Source organism: Paenibacillus sp. FSL R7-0340, assembly GCF_038002205.1.
Taxonomy (GTDB): Bacteria; Bacillota; Bacilli; order Paenibacillales; family Paenibacillaceae; genus Paenibacillus; species Paenibacillus polymyxa_B.
In genome coordinates this window covers 4716236-4734265 of the sequence record NZ_JBBOBY010000001.1, presented here as the reverse complement: position 1 = coordinate 4734265, position 18030 = coordinate 4716236, and the positions used below count along the sequence as shown (strand labels likewise).

The 18030-nt window shown below is 46.8% G+C and carries 18 protein-coding genes; 16 read left to right on the top strand and 2 right to left on the bottom strand.

Features of this window, described 5'->3' with window-relative positions:
• Nucleotides 1–153: 153 nt before the first annotated feature.
• Nucleotides 154–411, bottom strand: a complete 258-nt coding sequence (locus MKX59_RS21160) for a manganese catalase family protein (RefSeq protein WP_256026526.1) — start codon at nucleotides 409–411, stop codon at nucleotides 154–156.
• 149 nt (nucleotides 412–560) lie between these two features.
• On the opposite strand from MKX59_RS21160, the gene MKX59_RS21155 reads away from it, so the two are divergent.
• The 3 genes from MKX59_RS21155 (at nucleotide 561) to MKX59_RS21145 (ending at nucleotide 1986) form a co-directional block, all read left to right on the top strand.
• Nucleotides 561–980: an organic hydroperoxide resistance protein gene (locus tag MKX59_RS21155; RefSeq protein WP_013309264.1), complete on the top strand. Its 420-nt coding sequence runs from the start codon at nucleotides 561–563 to the stop codon at nucleotides 978–980.
• A 123-nt stretch (nucleotides 981–1103) separates the two neighbouring features.
• Nucleotides 1104–1430, top strand: a complete 327-nt coding sequence (locus tag MKX59_RS21150) for a hypothetical protein (RefSeq protein ID WP_025722703.1) — start codon at nucleotides 1104–1106, stop codon at nucleotides 1428–1430.
• 130 nt (nucleotides 1431–1560) lie between these two features.
• Nucleotides 1561–1986, top strand: a complete 426-nt coding sequence (locus tag MKX59_RS21145) for a thiol-disulfide oxidoreductase DCC family protein (RefSeq protein WP_023987611.1) — start codon at nucleotides 1561–1563, stop codon at nucleotides 1984–1986.
• Nucleotides 1987–2178: 192 nt separating this feature from the next.
• Here the strand turns inward: MKX59_RS21145 and MKX59_RS21140 are convergent, their stop codons facing one another.
• Entirely contained in the window at nucleotides 2179–2955 is a 777-nt protein-coding gene (locus MKX59_RS21140; RefSeq protein ID WP_075153921.1) for a DUF3153 domain-containing protein, read from the bottom strand.
• 236 nt (nucleotides 2956–3191) lie between these two features.
• On the opposite strand from MKX59_RS21140, the gene MKX59_RS21135 reads away from it, so the two are divergent.
• From MKX59_RS21135 to MKX59_RS21075, 13 genes are all read left to right on the top strand, one after another.
• Complete coding sequence (locus MKX59_RS21135; protein ID WP_023987613.1) at nucleotides 3192–4163, top strand: metal ABC transporter solute-binding protein, Zn/Mn family; 972 nt, start codon at nucleotides 3192–3194, stop codon at nucleotides 4161–4163.
• A gap of 14 nt (nucleotides 4164–4177) precedes the next feature.
• A complete protein-coding gene (locus tag MKX59_RS21130; protein WP_023987614.1) occupies nucleotides 4178–4942 on the top strand; it encodes a metal ABC transporter ATP-binding protein in 765 nt (254 codons plus the stop codon).
• A 5-nt stretch (nucleotides 4943–4947) separates the two neighbouring features.
• The gene (locus MKX59_RS21125; RefSeq protein WP_023987615.1) at nucleotides 4948–5877 is read left to right on the top strand and encodes a metal ABC transporter permease; all 930 of its coding nucleotides are present in this window, start codon (nucleotides 4948–4950) and stop codon (nucleotides 5875–5877) included.
• The gene (locus MKX59_RS21120; protein ID WP_069080976.1) at nucleotides 5874–6761 is read left to right on the top strand and encodes a metal ABC transporter permease; all 888 of its coding nucleotides are present in this window, start codon (nucleotides 5874–5876) and stop codon (nucleotides 6759–6761) included. The genes MKX59_RS21125 and MKX59_RS21120 overlap by 4 nt, the downstream gene beginning before the upstream one ends.
• Nucleotides 6762–6980: 219 nt before the next feature.
• The gene (locus MKX59_RS21115) at nucleotides 6981–9308 is read left to right on the top strand and encodes a histidine kinase (protein ID WP_028543032.1); all 2328 of its coding nucleotides are present in this window, start codon (nucleotides 6981–6983) and stop codon (nucleotides 9306–9308) included.
• Between the two features lie 517 nt (nucleotides 9309–9825).
• On the top strand, nucleotides 9826–10992 hold the full coding sequence (locus MKX59_RS21110) for a ParA family protein (protein WP_339201643.1): 1167 nt from the start codon (nucleotides 9826–9828) through the stop codon (nucleotides 10990–10992).
• Nucleotides 10993–11007: 15 nt separating this feature from the next.
• Entirely contained in the window at nucleotides 11008–12255 is a 1248-nt protein-coding gene (locus MKX59_RS21105; RefSeq protein WP_339201644.1) for a CpaF family protein, read from the top strand.
• Nucleotides 12252–13043 (top strand): type II secretion system F family protein, encoded by a 792-nt coding sequence (locus tag MKX59_RS21100; RefSeq protein WP_053324906.1) that lies wholly within the window; start codon nucleotides 12252–12254, stop codon nucleotides 13041–13043. Before MKX59_RS21105 ends, MKX59_RS21100 begins: the two co-directional genes overlap by 4 nt.
• 6 nt (nucleotides 13044–13049) lie before the next feature.
• On the top strand, nucleotides 13050–13934 hold the full coding sequence (locus MKX59_RS21095; protein WP_339201646.1) for a type II secretion system F family protein: 885 nt from the start codon (nucleotides 13050–13052) through the stop codon (nucleotides 13932–13934).
• Between the two features lie 13 nt (nucleotides 13935–13947).
• Nucleotides 13948–14139, top strand: a complete 192-nt coding sequence (locus MKX59_RS21090; protein ID WP_013309278.1) for a Flp1 family type IVb pilin — start codon at nucleotides 13948–13950, stop codon at nucleotides 14137–14139.
• Entirely contained in the window at nucleotides 14139–14807 is a 669-nt protein-coding gene (locus MKX59_RS21085; protein ID WP_339201647.1) for a TadE family protein, read from the top strand. Before MKX59_RS21090 ends, MKX59_RS21085 begins: the two co-directional genes overlap by 1 nt.
• Before the next feature lie 40 nt (nucleotides 14808–14847).
• A complete protein-coding gene (locus MKX59_RS21080) occupies nucleotides 14848–17055 on the top strand; it encodes a hypothetical protein (protein WP_340858874.1) in 2208 nt (735 codons plus the stop codon).
• A complete protein-coding gene (locus tag MKX59_RS21075) occupies nucleotides 17024–18019 on the top strand; it encodes a TadE/TadG family type IV pilus assembly protein (protein ID WP_028543025.1) in 996 nt (331 codons plus the stop codon). Before MKX59_RS21080 ends, MKX59_RS21075 begins: the two co-directional genes overlap by 32 nt.
• Nucleotides 18020–18030: the final 11 nt, after the last annotated feature.

Here is an 18030-nt window from a genome sequence, read left to right as displayed (position 1 = left end):
TTTTGTCTAGTGCAACTTTTGTGTGGTCAAGCAAGTTAATCGTATTTTTGAAGCAATATAGCCATCGTATAAAGCTGAACAATAGAAAAACCAAGCTATATCACTCTGAGGGGAGCAGCTTGGTCGTTTTGGATTTTTTTAAAATTACATCTTTTAAATATTGCGGGAGAGCCGTGCAGCCAGTTCCTCAATTTCTTCCGAGGATAGTCCTGGGGAGAACATTTCTGGCTTTTCCTCCAAATCGGGGATGGGAGCTCCTTCGGGAGGACCGTCTTTAACATACAAAGGTTGTCCATCTTCCGGGTGAACGCCGTTCCATATTTTATCAATTTCCTTGTAGTCATTCGGACTGAAACGATAAATAGCCCGGTGCAATCCTTTTTCTTCGAATTTACGCGTTTCAGGTGGAATTAAACGGTAAATAAATCAGTTAACATCCATGTTTTAAATGATTCATTTTGTGTAGTTCGTTTAAAGTACATACGAGAAGGAAATCATGTATTAACATGACGATAGATTCCTGCGGAATGCAAATAATATAGAGAAGGAGAGATGAAATCATGGAAGCATTATACACAGCATCAGCAACGGTACATGGTGGAAGAGACGGTTCAGTCGCTTCATCTGATGGGGTTTTGAAGCATAAGCTCAGTACGCCGAAGGAACTGGGTGGCGCAGGTGGAGAAGCTACGAATCCGGAGCAATTGTTTGCGGCAGGTTATGGTGCCTGCTATGAGAGCGCATTGGCTAACGTGGCCCGAAAGGCTAAGGTGAAGGTGGATAATGTTGAGGTCACCAGCCACGTATCTATCGGCAAGGACCCAAGCGATGGCGGCTTCCAGCTGGCGGTACGTCTGGATGTGAAAATACCTGGTATTGAACGCGCCCAGGCCGAAGATTTGGCACGCCAAGCACATGATTTTTGTCCATACTCCAAAGCAACACGCGGTAACATTGATGTCGAGCTCAATGTCATTTGACTGCATTTCTATAACTTTTACACTCTGGCCGCCGATTTATTGGCGGCTTTTGCACATAGATCTTGATTAGCTGAGATTCGCGACCATTTGACATCATCGCCAAAATTCATTAAGATGGCTTAGGTGATTCTGGTCATCAGGTACGAAACAAATTTGAAAAATACGGGTGATATGATGTCTTACAGACCGAATATTGTTAATTTCACGCTGGCTGGCAGCAACGAAAAAGAAGGGCTTTATGAGTTTAAAATGAGTTTGGCCGATGGAACGGAGTGCCGCGTTTTTTCTCAACGTAATCCGGAGTGGACCTTGACGAATATTAGTCGACTGCTAACGACGCCTTGCCCGGTATGCCATAAGGATTTTATCTGCAAGTGTATGGATAAGTTCCATGAGGAGTTTTTAGAGCAAATTAATACGAAACAGCTGTTTGAGAAAGCATTGAGCTAGTTTTTCGAACAGGTAAAGACTATACATTTCTAAACAAGCGTCGGATACTTTCGGCGTTTTTTTGTTTATATTCATATGGTTGCGTTGCTGGTATTCATGCCGTTGATTTCTCTGGAGGTGAAATGCATTTATGAACCAGTCTGATCATGCCCATTCAGATCATTCCATTGTGTTGGTGGATGGGGTATGCCACTTTTGTCAGGGAGCGGCCCGCTTTATTATCAAGCGTGACCCTAAGGGAACATTTCATTTTGGTTCCCTGCAATCTGAGGCAGGACAAGAACTATTACGTGCAGGAGGACTATCTACAGATCAGTTGGATACGTTCGTGCTGATTGAAGACGGTACGTATTATACAAGGTCAACCGCAGCTTTGCGAATTGCCAAACGTCTTCGTTTTCCATATCCGCTGGCCTATGTGTTCATCCTGGTTCCCCGCTTTGTGCGCAATGCAGTCTATAACTGGGTGGCGCGTAACCGATATCGTTGGTTTGGCAAGGATGAAGAGGATCAATGTCAGATCCCCCCACCAGAAATTAGACAACGATTTTTTTAGAGGTTGTTCAAAAAGTCGTCTTTCCATAACGAAGCTAATCAAGAAGCGGATTCGACGTCGAATCTTGAATTCAGCCGGGCCTTCCGTTGCTCACGTAGATCTGTCTACGCTCCGCTACTCAGTCCCTAGCTTCATCCAACCTTCTCGGTCCTGAAAAGCCGACTTTTTGAACACGCACTTTTAGTTGCTTTTTTAAGTTTCTTTTTTGGAGCGATGTCTACGAATTAGTAAGATCACAGCGATCACGATCAGTATCAGGCTCGTAACAGCTACATACACGATATGTCGTACATTGGGTACGTTAACAGACAATTTTAGCTCGTTAGATTCCAAAGGAGCAATGTCCCAATATAGTGTTTTTCCGTCTTCCGACACACGGTCCGCATTATTGGTAGCAGGTTGGATGGGTAAGGATAGGCTGAAGTTAAGATCCAGCTGCCGCTCCAGTAATTTGCGCGCAAACACATTCATTTGCTCAAATTTGTCACTCAGTCCTTGAGCTTCTTTAGGAAGCATCCGTGGTAGATCGAGCTTCATGGTAAGATCAATATTCGTTGTGAAAAAATGTTGACTCACAGCACGCTTTATTTCTAATCCCTCAGGTAGATTTAATCCCTGACTGGGATTTTTTTTGTTTGTGCTCCAATCTCCTTGATAATGTCCCTTGATTTGATATCCCTTTCTTCCCTGTTCAGCTAGCGGCTGTACATCTACATTGTTGCTTTGAATACGCTTGACTAATCGATCTAGCAGCCCGGGATTGTCCAACATCATCAGTGTCTGGTTGTTTACACTGAACGTTGCATCCATATCTACACTTTGATCGAGATGAACATCTACATGGATGTCACCTCGAGCACAGGAAGTTAGGGCAAGCAGACAGCACACCAGCATAAAAATGAGCAGTATTTTTCGTATCCGAACTTGCCGACGTTTGTTCCGATAAGGGCTGTATCCTGTTGGCTCCATGACCTGCACCTCTTTATATGTATTCTTTGGTTTAATGACTGGATATCTTCTATATATTACACATTGGGAGAACGAAAATCGAACGGTATAACGAAATACACAAGAATTATATTTTATAAAATGTTTCCCTAGGTAAAAACTTTAGTGTATACTCTAAAATATAGTATTGATAAAAAATAATTGAATCAAGGAAATAGTTTGTCCCAAAACGAATATTCAAAGGAGGATTTTAAAACATGAACAAGCAGTTTAAGAAGGCTTTGCCGCGATGGGTAACGACGGTTGGAGTGTTGTCTCTAGCTCTAGTTCTAGCGACTGCATGTACCGATGCTAAGAAGAAGGAACAGGGAACTGCGAGAGAGGCGGGACAAAAAATAAAGGCTACGGCTACCATCGGTATGATCTCTGACATTGTCGGCAAGGTCGGCGGTGATCATGTGGAGGTCACGGGAATTATGAAGTCAGGCGTTGACCCGCATTTGTACAAGGCTTCTCAGGGAGATATGCGCAAGCTGGATCAGGCCGACGTTATTTTTTATAACGGGTTGCATCTGGAAGGAAAAATGCAGGACATTCTGGAGAAAATCAGCAAGCAAAAACCCGTCATATCCGTGTCCAAAAACATCGCCCAGGATCACTTGCGTGCAGGTAGCCCGGAAATGGGATCTGAGCATGATCCACATATCTGGTTTAACGTACAGAATTGGATGTCTGCGGTAGAAACCGTCAGAGATGAATTGTCGGCGCTAGACGCTGTTCATGCGGAGGAATATAAGGCCAACGCAGAAAGCTATCTTACTGAGCTGCGAGAGCTGGATGATTACACGAGAGAGCAGATTGCCAGTATACCGGAAGCCCAGCGCGTGCTTGTCACGGCACATGATGCTTTCGGCTATTTCGGAGATGCCTACCACATTCAAGTGAGAGGACTTCAAGGTATGAGCACAGAATCAGAAGCGGGTTCTCAAGATGTGACCAAGCTGCGAGATTATCTGGTCGAACATAAAATCAAGGCTATATTCGTAGAATCTAGTGTTCCGAGAAAGGCTATAGATGCGGTTATTCAGGGGGCCTCTCAGCAAGGTCATATAATTAAGGTGGGTGGCGAGCTGTATTCGGATGCCATGGGTGAAGAGGGCACAGAAGATGGAACATATATTGGAATGGTCAAGCATAACGTCAATACGATTGTTAAAGCTCTTAAATAAGGAGGCAGAGATACATGGGGCATTCACCACTTGTTGTTCGTGATTTATCGGTAGCTTATCAAAAAAAGCCCGTTTTGTTCGATGTTTCCTTTGAAGTGCCGGAAGGCAAGCTGATTGGTATTATCGGTCCGAACGGGGCTGGGAAATCTACGCTGATTAAGGCAGCGCTTGGACTGATTCCAAAGCTTAGGGGCGAGGTGCTGGTCTATGGCAAGCCCTACAAGCAACAGCTACTCAAGGTTGGCTATGTACCACAGCGGGAGTCGGTGGATTGGGATTTTCCGACGAACGCATTGGATGTGGTTATGATGGGACGGTATGGCAGATTAGGCTGGTTTAAGCGTCCGGGAGCAGCAGATCGTCAGGCTGCGATGGAGAGTTTGGATAAAGTTGGAATGAGCAAATATGCAGACAGACAGATTAGTCAATTGTCTGGCGGTCAGCAACAACGTGTTTTTTTAGCCAGAGCACTCGCGCAGGATGCTCAGCTTTATTTTATGGATGAACCGTTTGTCGGTGTGGACGCTGCAACAGAAAAAGCCATTATTTCATTGCTCAACGATCTGAAACAGCAGGGTAAAACCGTGCTTGTCGTTCATCATGATTTATCTACAGTCACGGATTATTTTGATCAGGTTATGCTGTTGAACGGGCATCTGATGGCGTTTGGAGAGACGACAGATATTTTTACCGAGGAAAATCTGCAGCGTACGTATGGCGGGCGTCTGAGTATACTCAAAACAGGCCCAGATTCCGGTACGATACTCGGAGTGAGGTGAGCAGTATGACAAGCTTGGCAACGCTTTTGACCGACCCAAACATGCAGTGGATTTTGCTGGGCTGCATTTTGCTCGGTTTAAGCAGCGGGGTGATTGGCAGTTTTATGTATTTGCGCAAGCAGTCGCTCATGGGAGATGCTTTGGCACATGCGGCTTTGCCGGGGGTATGTGTGGCTTTTATGATCACAGGTACAAAATCAGTGTTTGGATTTATGATTGGGGCCGCTATTGCGGGGATTGTTGCTACCTTTGCCATCAGTGCATTAACCCGGTATTCACGAATTAAAAGCGATTCCGCGATTGCAGCGGTGCTGTCGGTATTTTTTGGCTTCGGCATTATGTTGTTGACCGAAATTCAGCATAGTGGCGCAGGCAACCAAAGCGGATTGGATAAATTTCTATTTGGTCAAGCTGCGGCAATGGTATTGTCTGATGTCTATACGATGGCGGTAATTTCGGTGGTACTCATCGGAATATGTATATTATTTTTCAAGGAATTTAAGCTGCTCAGCTTTGATCCCGGCTTTGCCCGCGGACTTGGTTTTCCGGCAGGTTTGCTGGATAAGTTGTTGATGCTAATGATTGTCATTGCGGTGGTTGCTGGCATTCAGGCCGTGGGAGTCATTATGATGGCTGCCCTGCTGATTACCCCGGCCGTGTCGGCAAGATACTGGACAGAGAAGCTGGGTGTCATGGTATGCCTATCAGGCTTGTTTGGTGCTATAGCAGGCCTTGGTGGGACGGTCATTAGCTCTCTGGGACAAAATCTGCCTACAGGACCGTTATGCGTGTTGTGTGCGACTGTGGTGTTTGGAGTGAGCTTGATTTTTGCGCCGCAGCGCGGGATGATCTCCAAGGCTATCGTTCGGTTGAACGCCAGAAAAAATCTGGAGCAGACAGTCGGAACACAGCCAAGGGAGGAGCGTGCCCTATGAGTTCATTTTATGTAATTTTGACGGGAATGTTAGTGGCAGGGGGATGTAGTATCGTTGGGTGCTTTCTCGTGCTCCGAAAAATGGCTATGATCGGTGATGCAATCAGTCATGCGGTATTGCCGGGGATTGTCATTGCCTTTCTCATCAGCGGATCGAGGGATTCGGTGTGGATGATGTTTGGTGCGGCTGTGCTGGGTCTTCTAACGGTGTACCTGATTCAGCTATTCCAACAAAGCGGTCTGCAAAGTGATGCTGCCATTGGCGTGGTGTTTACGACATTGTTTGCTATCGGTGTTTTGCTGATCAGTGTGTTTGCTTCCAATGCCCATCTGGATATGGATCACGTTTTGTATGGGGAAATTGCTTATGTGCCGTGGAATACGTTAGAAATAGCCGGCTTCGATGTCGGTCCGAGGGCTGTGTGGATTACGGGCGCGATGTTTTTGATCAATTTGCTCGTGATAGGGGGCTTTTTCAAGCAATTTAAAATCACTTCCTTCGATCCCGCCTTGGCAGCTTCATTAGGCATTCCAGTTGTTTTATTTCATTATCTACTGATGAGTCTCGTCTCACTAACGACGGTGGCGTCATTTGAGAGCGTGGGTGCAATTCTGGTGGTTGGCATGCTCGTTGTACCGCCTCTTACCGCTTATTTGCTGACGGAGAAGTTGTCCCATATGATTGTATACAGCGTCGGATTTGGGGCGATCAGTTCGGTCGTAGGCTTTTACACAGCAAGTGTATTGGATGCTTCTATTGCAGCATGTATGCTGTGTGTATCGGGTGTGTTGCTGCTTTTAGCTTTTCTCTTTTCCCCGTCTCACGGTGTGGTATGGCAAAAGTTATTTCAACAACGGGGGCTCGTTGGCGAAGATAGCAAGTGATTGTAGGAAGTGATCCCATATGAGTTACCCAAAATAGCGTGCATTCAGGCATAAGAGACCTGAATGCACGTTTTTTTGCGCTTATACTGCCCTGTGCGGCTTTTTTTGGGGCAAGCTTGATTGATCATCTTGAATTGATTGGGACACGGGAGTACATTCATTACAACCATATAAGAATGGACGGAACAAACAAGCGGCACGCTGTGGGGAGGAACGAAAGTGGAGAGCTTCAAACGTAAATCACCAGAGGAAATACTGGATTCGATTAACAAACTGCATCGAGGCAGACTCAAAATATACATGGGTGCGGTCAGTGGCTCGGGCAAGACGTATCATATGCTGCAGGAGGGACAATCGCTGCAGCATGAAGGTATTGATGTTGTGATTTGTGCGGTCTCAACCATGCAGCGGCCTGTGACCGTGGAACAGGTCGGCACGCTGGAGCGAGTGCCTAGCATTCATTGGATAAAAGATGGTGAGGAGCAAAAGGATCTGAATGTGGAAGCTTTGGTGGCACGAAATCCCGAGGTGGTACTGGTGGATCATTTGGCACATCATAACCGGAAAGACGCCCTATTTCCAACACGGCTGGAGGATATTCGGTATTTGCTGGAGCAGGGAATTAGCGTCATTACGACGGTCAATGTTTATGAACTCGAGGGAATTACGGAGTGGGTGTATCAGCTGACAGGCTTTGAAGCGGAATATACGGTTCCGGTTGATACACTGGAGCTGGCGGATGAAATTCGTCTGATTGATGCTACCCCGGAAATGATTTTGGAACGGCTGGCGAAAGGCTACATGCATACGCCGAATCCTGAGATGTTTCACCGGGGAAATCTGGGTAAATTGCGTGAGCTTGCCCTGCGATTGGTAGCAGAGGATGTGAACGATTCGCTGGAACGGCACCGGGAGGAGTTAGGCTTACACGGGGCGTCAGGAGCAGCAGAGCGTATTTTGGTACCTGTCCAATATCATTGGAATGGGTCCATTTATGTACGTAGGGGGGAACAGGTCGCCAAGCGGTTGGGTGGAGATATGCTAGTGGTCTCCTTTGTCAGCTCGAAGCGCAAACTGTCCAAGGAATCAGCTGCCTTCAAGCGTTCAATTGAGAAATTGGCTGACAAGATCGGATCAACATTTGAAGAAATCCCGCTTTTTTCCCGCAGAAGGTTGCCTCGTCAACTGATTCATTATGCGGTGACGCACAATGTTACCCGAATTGTTATGGGGCATTCTCGGCAGACGCCGTGGCAGGAGCTGATGAAAGGATCGCTTGTGAACGGGATTTTAAAACGAATGAAAAATATGGATTTGCTGCTGATTGCGGACCGGGCCGAGCAGGAGGGTGAGCGGATTTTGCCAACAATGAGACAGGAGGAGGGAGATAACGATCCGTATCATCGTTTGAGCGTTGAGGAAGCACAGGCTGAGGCAGCCAAAATCCTGCGGGGCAAGCTCAAGGTATACATTGGCGCTGCTCCGGGGGTCGGCAAAACATACACGATGCTGAGAGAGGGGAATGATCTGCTGGAGAGTGGGATCGATGTAGTTATCGGATTGCTGGAAACGCACGGAAGAGCAGAAACACTGGCACAAGTAGGCTCTCTGAAGATGATACCCCGTCAGTCCATCGAGCGCCATGGCGCACACTTGGAAGAAATGGACACGGAATCCATTCTCAGGCGTAATCCCGAGGTGGTGCTTATTGATGAGCTGGCACATACCAACGTTCCCGGAAGTATGAGATCTAAGCGCTATGAGGATGTGCTTACCATTTTGGAACAAGGTATTTCTGTGATATCCACAATGAATGTACAGCATCTGGAGAGCTTGAATGATGCGGTAGAACAGATTACTGGTATACGAGTGAGAGAGACTGTTCCCGACCATATGATGCGTCTGGCCGATGAAGTACAGCTTGTTGATGTGGCTCCCAAATCGTTGCAGCAGCGTATGCGTGAGGGCAAAATATACGATCCTGCGAAGGTGGAACAGGCACTTAGCCATTTTTTTAAACTGGGCAATCTGATTGCGTTGCGTGAACTTGCTTTGCGGGAATTGGCAGATGACGTAGATGAGCGGCTGGAATCCTGGGATCGACACGAATCACTTCGGGGACCGTGGCGCAGGGAGGAAGTGATCTTCGTAGGCGTGACGCTAAGCGAAAATGCTGAAAGGCTGATTCGCCGCGGTTTTCGTATCGCCTTTCGTCTGAAGGCTGTGTGGATTGTGACTTATGTTCATGTCGGTGAGCGTATGCCCGAGAGACTGAACCCTCGTCTGGAACAACTAAAGTTGCTGACCCACCGACTGGGGGGAACCTTTGAGATACGGCTTGTTTCCAGCCGAAGCGAGATTGCCGACATTTTGATTGCTCCAGTGGAAGGATATTCAGGTACGCAGCTCATCGTGGGGCAGTCTTCCCGAAGTAGCCGTTGGGGGAAGGCTGCGGTTGTGCCGAGGATTCTCCGTCAAGCACGTCATATGGATGTTCTAATTGTGGCGGATTATGATCCGGATATTAAGCTGGAGGTAGATCGTTAATTCGCCCAGTAAATTCATAAATAGTCATATGATGGTTACCGATGGTTCGCTGCTTCCATAGTATATTCTATCTCAAAGAAATGGAGGCGAATTAAAAATGTTTAAACATTGTCATTTGCGTAAGCCAAAAAAACGTATCTTTAAGAAGATCATTAAGGTGACTGTCATTAAGTTTAAACCTAAATTTAAACATGATCACCGGAAACATGAAGATTTTGATAAGAAATGTCATTGCCGGAAACGTCGCCATCACCGCCATCATCGTCATCATGACTGTCATCGTCGTCACCACAAATTCTACTAAGATGAAGATGCTAGGAGGCGGGGCTAGACTGCCCGCCTTCTCCTAGTACGAGGATTTTGGAAGATACTTGCACAAAAAATACTTGCTCTAATATAAGCGCTATGCTATTCTACCAGTAAATAGATTGCACGTGACGGAAGCACCGTTCACCAACCGTATGTACTTACGGATGGATGAACGGTGCTTTTTTGCGTTGTTGTGTTAGGGAAAGGGATGAGCGTTATAGTTCCAGTGAAAGTGGTATTGGCCGTAGAAAGCCGGGATTATATTGAGCCGCTGCTGAATTATGTTCACGGAAGCGAGTACGCCAGAAGGCTGAGAATCACGGCTTTTTCGCAACCGGAGGCATTTCATCAATACATGATGGAAACCAGTGGAATGAAAAGACCGGATGTGGTGGTAGGTGAAGCGGCTTTTTTGAATCTATGGACAGACAGGGAAGCTGCTGATATTCCTTGTTTGGTATTGCATGAGGGAGAACAAGTGAGCGAATATGGACAGCCTTTATTAAAGTATCAGCCTTTATCTGAGCTGGTCGGTTTTATTTTGGAAACGGCTAGACAGAGGTCGAACGGTCGGAAAAGTGTAAACAGTCGGGAAGGTGGAATGATTATCGGCATCGTAGCAGCTTCCGGTGGACTAGGCAAGACAACGGCCGCACTCAATATGTCCAAACAGCTGGGGAATGAGGGATATTCGGTATTCTATCTGAATCTGGAGACGGTGGATTCAAGCTCGTTGTTCACTGGTTCAGGCAGTGCTAGCGGAGCAGAAGGAGAAGGGCTGTCCAGGCTGCTCTATGATCTCAAGGCGGAGGGGAGTGAGGACACTCCATTATCCATGGCTTCCTACTGTATTCGTCGCCCTGAAATTCAGGCGGATACTTTTCAGCCTGTCTATAATCGCAAGGAGCTGACGGACATGACTTGTGATGAAGCGAAAGAGCTGATTCGAACGGTTGCCGAAAGTGGGCAGTATGATGTAGTGATCGTAGATGGCGATTCTGAAAAAGGTGATCGGGCTCAAGCCGTGCTTGAAGCTAGTCATAAGCTGATTTGGCTGCTGGCAGACGATTTAATGAGCATGCACAAGTGCGGATTATGGCTGGATGTTTTAGAAACCACGCAGCCTGAAGGGCTTGAAGACATGATATGCAAAACCAGCTTTGTGGTGAACCGCTATATGGGAACTATGATCAACTCATTACCTCGTGACTTCATGGAGCTAAACGGAGCGTTACCCTATATACCTTCATGGAAGCAGATGCAGCACCATGAGCTACTGCTTAGTTCACCGATTTATCAGCGGGAAATTCGTCATCTGTGCCACGAGCTGCTGAATGTGGACAGTGTAACACATCCGCCCGCCGTTTGGTCTTAAAAGGGGCTGATGAACATGAATGAGGAACGGTTTAAGGCATTGCGAGCAGATATCCGAAACGGGCTGGACGTAACGTCTTCGGTAAAGGATGCAGATCTGGTACTGCATATTGAAAATCGAATTTTACACGATGTAGAGCTGGTGGGCTTAACTTCCCGTGAGAAGCATGCACTCGTCCGCAAGATTTTTAACTCTTTCCGTGGGCTGGATGTACTCCAGCCATTGATTGATGACCCGACCGTTACGGAAATTATGATTAACAGTCACCGGGAAATTTTTGTGGAACGGGCTGGTGAAGTGATGCAGGTACCTGATCAATTTGAGTCCCGCGAGCGGCTGGAGGATTTAATCCAGACGATTGTAGCCGGGGTGAACCGAATTGTGAATGAGGCTTCCCCCATTGTGGATGCCCGGTTAAAGGATGGGTCACGCGTAAATATTGTGTTGCCTCCAGTTGCTCTCAAGGGTCCGACGATGACAATACGGAAGTTTCCCGAGCGTCCTATGACGATGGATGACTTGATACAAATGGGTGCGCTTGATGCAGAAACCGCTGCTATGCTCAAGGACTTGGTACGTAGCAAGTACAACATTTTTATAAGCGGAGGAACGGGGTCTGGTAAAACAACTTTTCTGAATGCATTATCCCAGTTTATCCCGTCGTCTGAACGGATTATTACCATTGAAGACTCAGCAGAGCTGCAAATTGTGACGGTCCCTAATCTAGTTTCCATGGAAACACGGAATGCGAACACCGAGGGGAAGGGAGAAATCACAATTCGTGATCTGATTCGTTCCTCCCTGCGTATGCGGCCCAACCGCATTGTGGTGGGTGAGGTCCGGGGAAGTGAGGCATTGGATATGCTGCAAGCGATGAATACAGGACACGATGGATCTTTGTCAACTGGGCATGCGAATAATATTCGCGATATGGTCAGCCGGCTGGAAACGATGGTGCTCGGAGGGGCAGAGCTTCCGCTTGGAGTAGTACGGCAGCAGATCAGCTCGGCCATTGATATATTCGTTCATCTGTCACGGATGCGCGACAAATCCAGACGAGTACTGGAAATTAGCGAAGTGATTGGTTTTGAAAATGGTGAGGTGACGCTTAATCCCCTTTATCGTTTTCAGGAACGAGGAGAAAGTAAGGGGCGAATCGTAGGAGGTCTGGAACGTTGTGGCGAGGGTCTGCAACATACTTTGAAGCTGCAAATGGCCGGGATCAATCCGGAAAGCTGGCACAGGGGAGGAGTATCAGCGTGAAGCCAGGAAAAACGACTGCCAAGCAAGTATCACATGAGATCCCTTCTCTGCCAGATTATACGGTGTATACATTATCGACAGTACAAAAAAGTCTGTGCATATTGTTTAGTGGCGTGCTGTTTGCGATGATCGGCTATCTATTTTATCACCAATGGATATTATCGTTGCTGTGCGCTGCCGGGGCTGGGGTGACGCCTCGTTATTTTAGGCAATTTTTGCTGCATCGACGCAGGTCTGCTCTAAGCATCCAATTCAAGCAGGCTTTATATTCACTCTCGTCTTCTCTTTCAGCGGGAAGGTCGGTGGAGAATGGTTTTCGTGAGGCTGTAGAGGATTTGAGGTTGCTTAGTCCGGATGGAGATCACGACCTGATTTTTGAATTTAACATTATTACCGCCTGTCTCGAAATCGGACAGCCTGTAGAGGCTGCTTTGCAGGATTTGGCCCGTCGGGCGCAAATGGAGGATATTACGAATTTTGCGGACGTATTTGCGGCTTGCAAGCGAACCGGAGGTGATCTGGTGGAAGTTGTACGACGAGCTTCAAGTGTCATTGGTGAGAAGTTGGAAATTCAGCAGGAGATCGGTGTAATGATTGCACAGAAACGTTTTGAATCGAGGGTTATGTTTGCGGCGCCTTTTTTGTTTGTATTGTTTATGACGATGACAGCGGGTGATTACATGATGCCCTTATACAGCGGTACAGGTATGATTTTATCAACCTTTTGTTTATTGGTGCTTGGTGGGTGTCTTGTGTGGATCAACCACATTATGAAGATTGAAGTGTAAGGAGAGATGGGTGTGGTGATGTTGGTTTGTCTGGTCATGCTGGTTCTGCAAGTGGGAGGTTGGGTGGTGCTGAACCAGATGCATGGTGCTAAGTATGCGCATTTTCGCCATATGAAGCTGGAGGGACTGCGGCTGCAAAGACTTTCAGTCCCATTTGTACACATGATTCATGCTTCACGTGCTACTCACAGGCTGCCTTTGCTGATGTTCAAGCTCCAGCGTTCGGTGCAGAAGCTGTATGGTATGCGCAACAGCGGAGAAAAAACGATGCTTTTTCTGGCAGAAATGTTGGGTTACGGATATATGATGGCTGCTGGTGGAGTTATAATATCGCTCTTGATGGGTGGGGATGCGACCGGGCTGGTGCTCGGATTGGGACTTGGCATTCTGGTACCCATCGCGCTGATCAAGGATTTGCATGGGAAAGTACAGAAGCGGGATCAGCAAATTTTAATGGAATTGCCTGAACTGTTGAGTAAAATGATGCTTTTAGTAGGTGCAGGTGAGACGGTACAACGGGCATTGCTCCATTGCGTGGAACGTAAAGGGGCGGATACGGAACATCCGTTGTATCGAGAACTGAGGCAGACGGTGGCGGAATGGGAAAGTGGCTTTTCCTTTCAACAGGCATTTGAGCACCTGAGCAAACGTTGTGGTATTCAGGAAATGACAGTATTTACGACGACAGTTTTGTTGAATATGAGGCGCGGCGGGAGCGATTTTGTGATGGCTTTACGTGAGTTATCCCAGACATTATGGGGCAAGCGGACTTCAATTAGCCGCACAAGAGGGGAGCAGGCTTCATCTAAGCTAGTATTCCCGATGGCGCTGATTTTGCTAACGGTAATTGTGCTGGTGGGCGCTCCGGCTTTAATGATGATGAATATGTAGGAGGAATACAACGATGATGACATTAGTAACAGGCAGTATTCGTAAGTTGTACAAGGATGAGGATGGTCTGGGTACGTTAGAAATGATCCTGATCATTGCCATTCTGATTGCGGTGGCAATTATTTTCAAGGATCAGATCAAGAAAATTGTAGAAGGGCTTTTGAAAAAGGCGGATAAAAAAAGTAACGATTTTATGGATTCATAATGCTGCGCAAATTGGCACAAAAAGAGGACGGGAGCTTCTCCTTGGAAGCTTCCCTCGTCTTTCCCATTCTACTGCTGGTCATTTTTGTGATGTTATTTTTTTGCCTGTACATATATCAAAAATCTATATTGGTGCAGGTCGCTGCTACTGCTTCGGAAAGGGCCGCTTACAGTTGGGATAACAGCTTCAAGGACCCACGTACGGGAGCATTTACACAAGGGCAACGGGATTCTCTCTATTGGCGCCTGAAGGATGATGGTATGCTGGGAGCCCTGTTTGGCTGGACCGGAGCCAACAATCAGGAAAGTGTACAGGTTCCGGGCGGCAATGGCGGAGGCTCGTTACCTGCTCAGAAGCTGTCCAATGCAGAAAATAGAATGCCTGCGGGCATGCAGGGGCAGATGACATATGAGAACAGTATGATTCACCGTAAGGTGACCACAAAGTTAAATAAGATAGTGAAGGTACCTTTGTTGAATCAGTTTTTAGATCAGACAGATTTGCAAGGGAAAATGAGCTCTGGCGTGGTCGAACCTGTGGAATGGATTCGTACGGTGGAGTTGGTCCGTTATTATGGTGCGAAGTTTATGGGCAGAGGATCAGGTGAAAAGGTAGATTCGGCAGTTGTAGGGAAAGTACTGATGCAATATGGTCAAAACGGTCAGTGAGAAGTAAGTAACGGGAATGTAACTGGAAAGGAGGAAGCAGGTGTTTGGTAAGGGACACAATACAAAGGACAGGGAATCAGGTGCTGTCACGGTCTTTTTAATTCTGATTCTGGCGGTCATGTTCGGTTTTATTGCTGTATTTATTGATTACGCGAGAATTGCTGCATTGCATGTGCAGACCGAACGGCTGACCCATGCGGCGGTTCGTTCAGTGATGTCTGCTTATGATCCGACATTACAACAGGAGTACGGTTTGTTTGCTTATGGCGAAGGCGGCGGAGAACAAATTATGGTTAAAGTGCTGAATGACAGCGCGCGGCGTACGGCACACGCGGATACACTCCCGCTGATGAATACGAAGCTGGATTCAAGTTCCCTGCAAATGGAAAGAGAGCTTGGTAAATATGCCATATTTAACGAACAGATCCGTGAAGAGATGAAGTATAAAGCACCTGTCGATTTTACGTTTGAAGTGCTCGAAAAGCTAAAGCCGCTCTCTCAAAACATGAAAGAGGCTTCTCATACGGTAGATTTGCTGAAAAGGCTGCAAAAGCTGTACGACAGACGAGAGGCCCAACTGGATGACATGCTGGAGAAGCAGCGTAAGGCAGGAGCTTATATGGAAGAGGTTCGCAAGCGGATTATTAAACAGAGGGGCACCTATATGCCCAGTCAGTATATATGGGACCCGCTTGAGGTTGTAGCCGATATTGCCGCTCAATATAAGCATTACGTACATGTATATGAAGACAATAAGAAGAGTGTGGACGACGTTAAAATCATGCAGATGGAAAAATATGCACGTAGAGCGAGGGCAGCGCTTGATCGCCTGCGTCAGATCATGGTTCAGGCTGGAGAAGAACATGATAAGCTGCTTCTGGAAGCCAAGGAACCGTTAAATGAGGCCCGACAGATTAATGAAGAGATGCGCAAAGTCATTGCCCAATATAAGCAGAGGGCGGCCAATGCAGGCTACGATGAGGTTTCAGCAGCCCCTACTCCAAGCGGAGCAGGCTCCAACGCAGATCCGTCGGTAGGAAGCGCACGGCAAAAAGCAGAGGATTTGTTGATTCCAGACAAGGAATTTGAGCAATGGGAAGCAGAAATCGAAAAGCAACGGACTTCTACAAATACTGCTAACAATAGAATAACGAGCATGATGCATACCTTATCCTTTTATACAGATCCATTTTTGAATGCAGACATGCTCAAGCAAGAAGTCGCATCAACGCTCAAAGAGATAGATAAATACTTGAATGCGTATGCTTGGGCGGGACCTGCCAATGTACTCGACGGTGAAGTCAAAATGATGGATACGCGACGTGGACCGGACAAAGAACGCAAGAAAATGGAAAAAGAGGCGAAAAACAAGCTCAAACAAGCCTATCGGATCATTGAGGTTCTTTCCAAAGGTAAAGAACAATTCCAAAATCTGGAGCGGTATTACAATGAAAGTATTTCGTTTAACCAGTCTACATCCAGTTCATCTGTATCCGCTGATTTGCCCTATGACACCTATGATGCTGCGGGAGCTTCCATGGATAGTATGGATGGTCTATACGGGTCGGCATCCAATTTACTGACTCAACTGGGAGACGAGTTTTACCAGAATGAATACGCACTTTCTTACTTCCATCATGTGGATTTTAGCCGTTTTGGCAGCTTGGCCGGATCGGGTGGAAATGTGGGAAATGCTTCACAGATTTTGGGAGATCAGCTGGAGGTGAATAATCAGGAAGTTGAGTATATCCTGTATGGCTTCCATAATCCGACGGGTAATCTGGCATCCGCCTATGGAGAAATTTTTGCTATGAGACTTGCCATTCGAACAATGGAGGGATTGGTTAAAAACAGCTCAAAAGGTAATCCGCTGGTCGTTTTGGCGGCAGCTTTGTTATATGGAGTAGAAAAAGCGATAGAAGATATGATTATGCTGGCACAAAAGGGAGACGTGCCATTGTCTGATTTTCTGAAATTTCGAATGACATACAAGGATCATTTGCGATTGTTCCTGATGCTCCATAGCAATAATGAACGAAAAATGTCCCGTATGCTTGCTCTGATCCGCCTGAATACAGATGTCAATCCTGCTGAGCGGCAAACGTATGCAACGGGTGAGGTCAAGAATGGGATGAGGCTGTGGTTTCTACCTGGGGTAATGAAGATGCTCGGAACCGCCTCAAAAGAAGGCGAGAGTATTAAGGGAAGTGTGTACTATGTCACGAAAACAGCGCATTTTTCCTATTAATCGGTGTTTACGGAAAGTTTGTGGGCAGAAGCAATGTGAACAAGGAAGTATTGTTTTAGAAGCGTCACTGGTGTTGCCAATGTTTCTGTTTTTTATTATTTTTCTCATTTATATGGTTCAGATGACGCTGGTATCCACAGCCTTGCAGAACACCGCTTCAGAAGCGGTTAAGCAGGTTTCGACTAAAATTTACCCAGTTTCTCTAGCCGTGGAGGCGGCGTCCGCGAAAATAGATGCAGTCCGTGAACCGCTGGATGAATTGCCCAAGTTATCTGTGAGTGAATATGCAAGCCAATTCGCTGCCCAGTTGCCACCTCCAATTGGTGATTGGGTAGAAAGCGCTGTTCAGGGCGGTCAAAAGCCGATGGAGGAGCTGCGGGGGCGATTTACGGAAGCTGCACTCGATCCTGTTCTGAAGCCGATGCTAAAGCCTTTTATGGAGGAAAGCATTCTGGAGTATGACCGTATTCATATAACGAGTGTACATGTACCTGCTCTTACAGGAACTAAGGACCCTTATTTTAGAGTAGAGCTATCGTATGAACTGCCGATGAAGGTCCCCTTTTTGTATCGCAGCATTGTTCTTCAAGCGGCGGCAGAGGAACGTCTCTGGATTGGGAACACAGGGGAGGGGACAGGTACAGGAGAGGCAACAGCGGATAAGGATGCGCAGCATTCCATACAGTTGCTCGTCAAGCCTGAACCTGCTGTGAAGGGTGTGTACAATTTGATCAAGGCCAAGGTTGAGCCTGGGACGAATGCTAATCTTTCTGTACTTTATAAGTCGGGCCAAAGCACGGCCCAGCATTTGGGCTGGACCTCTGCCAATGCGGACGGGATTATTGAATGGAACTGGTTTGTGGGAACGAACACAACACCCGGTCAATGGAGCTTTGTGATTGAAACAGAGGACGGTCAACGTATAGAAGTTCCGTTTACCGTGGAAAAGCCAGCTGATGGATAGATAGAATCGAC

Bases quoted from the DNA above. Each gene is read 5' to 3' on its own strand.
- MKX59_RS21155 (WP_013309264.1), top strand. From the start codon at position 561: ATGGAAGCATTATACACAGCATCAGCAACGGTACATGGTGGAAGAGAC.
- MKX59_RS21145 (WP_023987611.1), top strand. From the start codon at position 1,561: ATGAACCAGTCTGATCATGCCCATTCAGATCATTCCATTGTGTTGGTG.
- MKX59_RS21140 (WP_075153921.1), bottom strand. From the start codon at position 2,955: ATGGAGCCAACAGGATACAGCCCTTATCGGAACAAACGTCGGCAAGTT.
- MKX59_RS21135 (WP_023987613.1), top strand. From the start codon at position 3,192: ATGAACAAGCAGTTTAAGAAGGCTTTGCCGCGATGGGTAACGACGGTT.
- MKX59_RS21130 (WP_023987614.1), top strand. From the start codon at position 4,178: ATGGGGCATTCACCACTTGTTGTTCGTGATTTATCGGTAGCTTATCAA.
- MKX59_RS21125 (WP_023987615.1), top strand. From the start codon at position 4,948: ATGACAAGCTTGGCAACGCTTTTGACCGACCCAAACATGCAGTGGATT.
- MKX59_RS21120 (WP_069080976.1), top strand. From the start codon at position 5,874: ATGAGTTCATTTTATGTAATTTTGACGGGAATGTTAGTGGCAGGGGGA.
- MKX59_RS21110 (WP_339201643.1), top strand. From the start codon at position 9,826: ATGAGCGTTATAGTTCCAGTGAAAGTGGTATTGGCCGTAGAAAGCCGG.
- MKX59_RS21105 (WP_339201644.1), top strand. From the start codon at position 11,008: ATGAATGAGGAACGGTTTAAGGCATTGCGAGCAGATATCCGAAACGGG.
- MKX59_RS21095 (WP_339201646.1), top strand. From the start codon at position 13,050: ATGGGTGTGGTGATGTTGGTTTGTCTGGTCATGCTGGTTCTGCAAGTG.
- MKX59_RS21090 (WP_013309278.1), top strand. From the start codon at position 13,948: ATGATGACATTAGTAACAGGCAGTATTCGTAAGTTGTACAAGGATGAG.
- MKX59_RS21085 (WP_339201647.1), top strand. From the start codon at position 14,139: ATGCTGCGCAAATTGGCACAAAAAGAGGACGGGAGCTTCTCCTTGGAA.
- MKX59_RS21075 (WP_028543025.1), top strand. From the start codon at position 17,024: ATGTCACGAAAACAGCGCATTTTTCCTATTAATCGGTGTTTACGGAAA.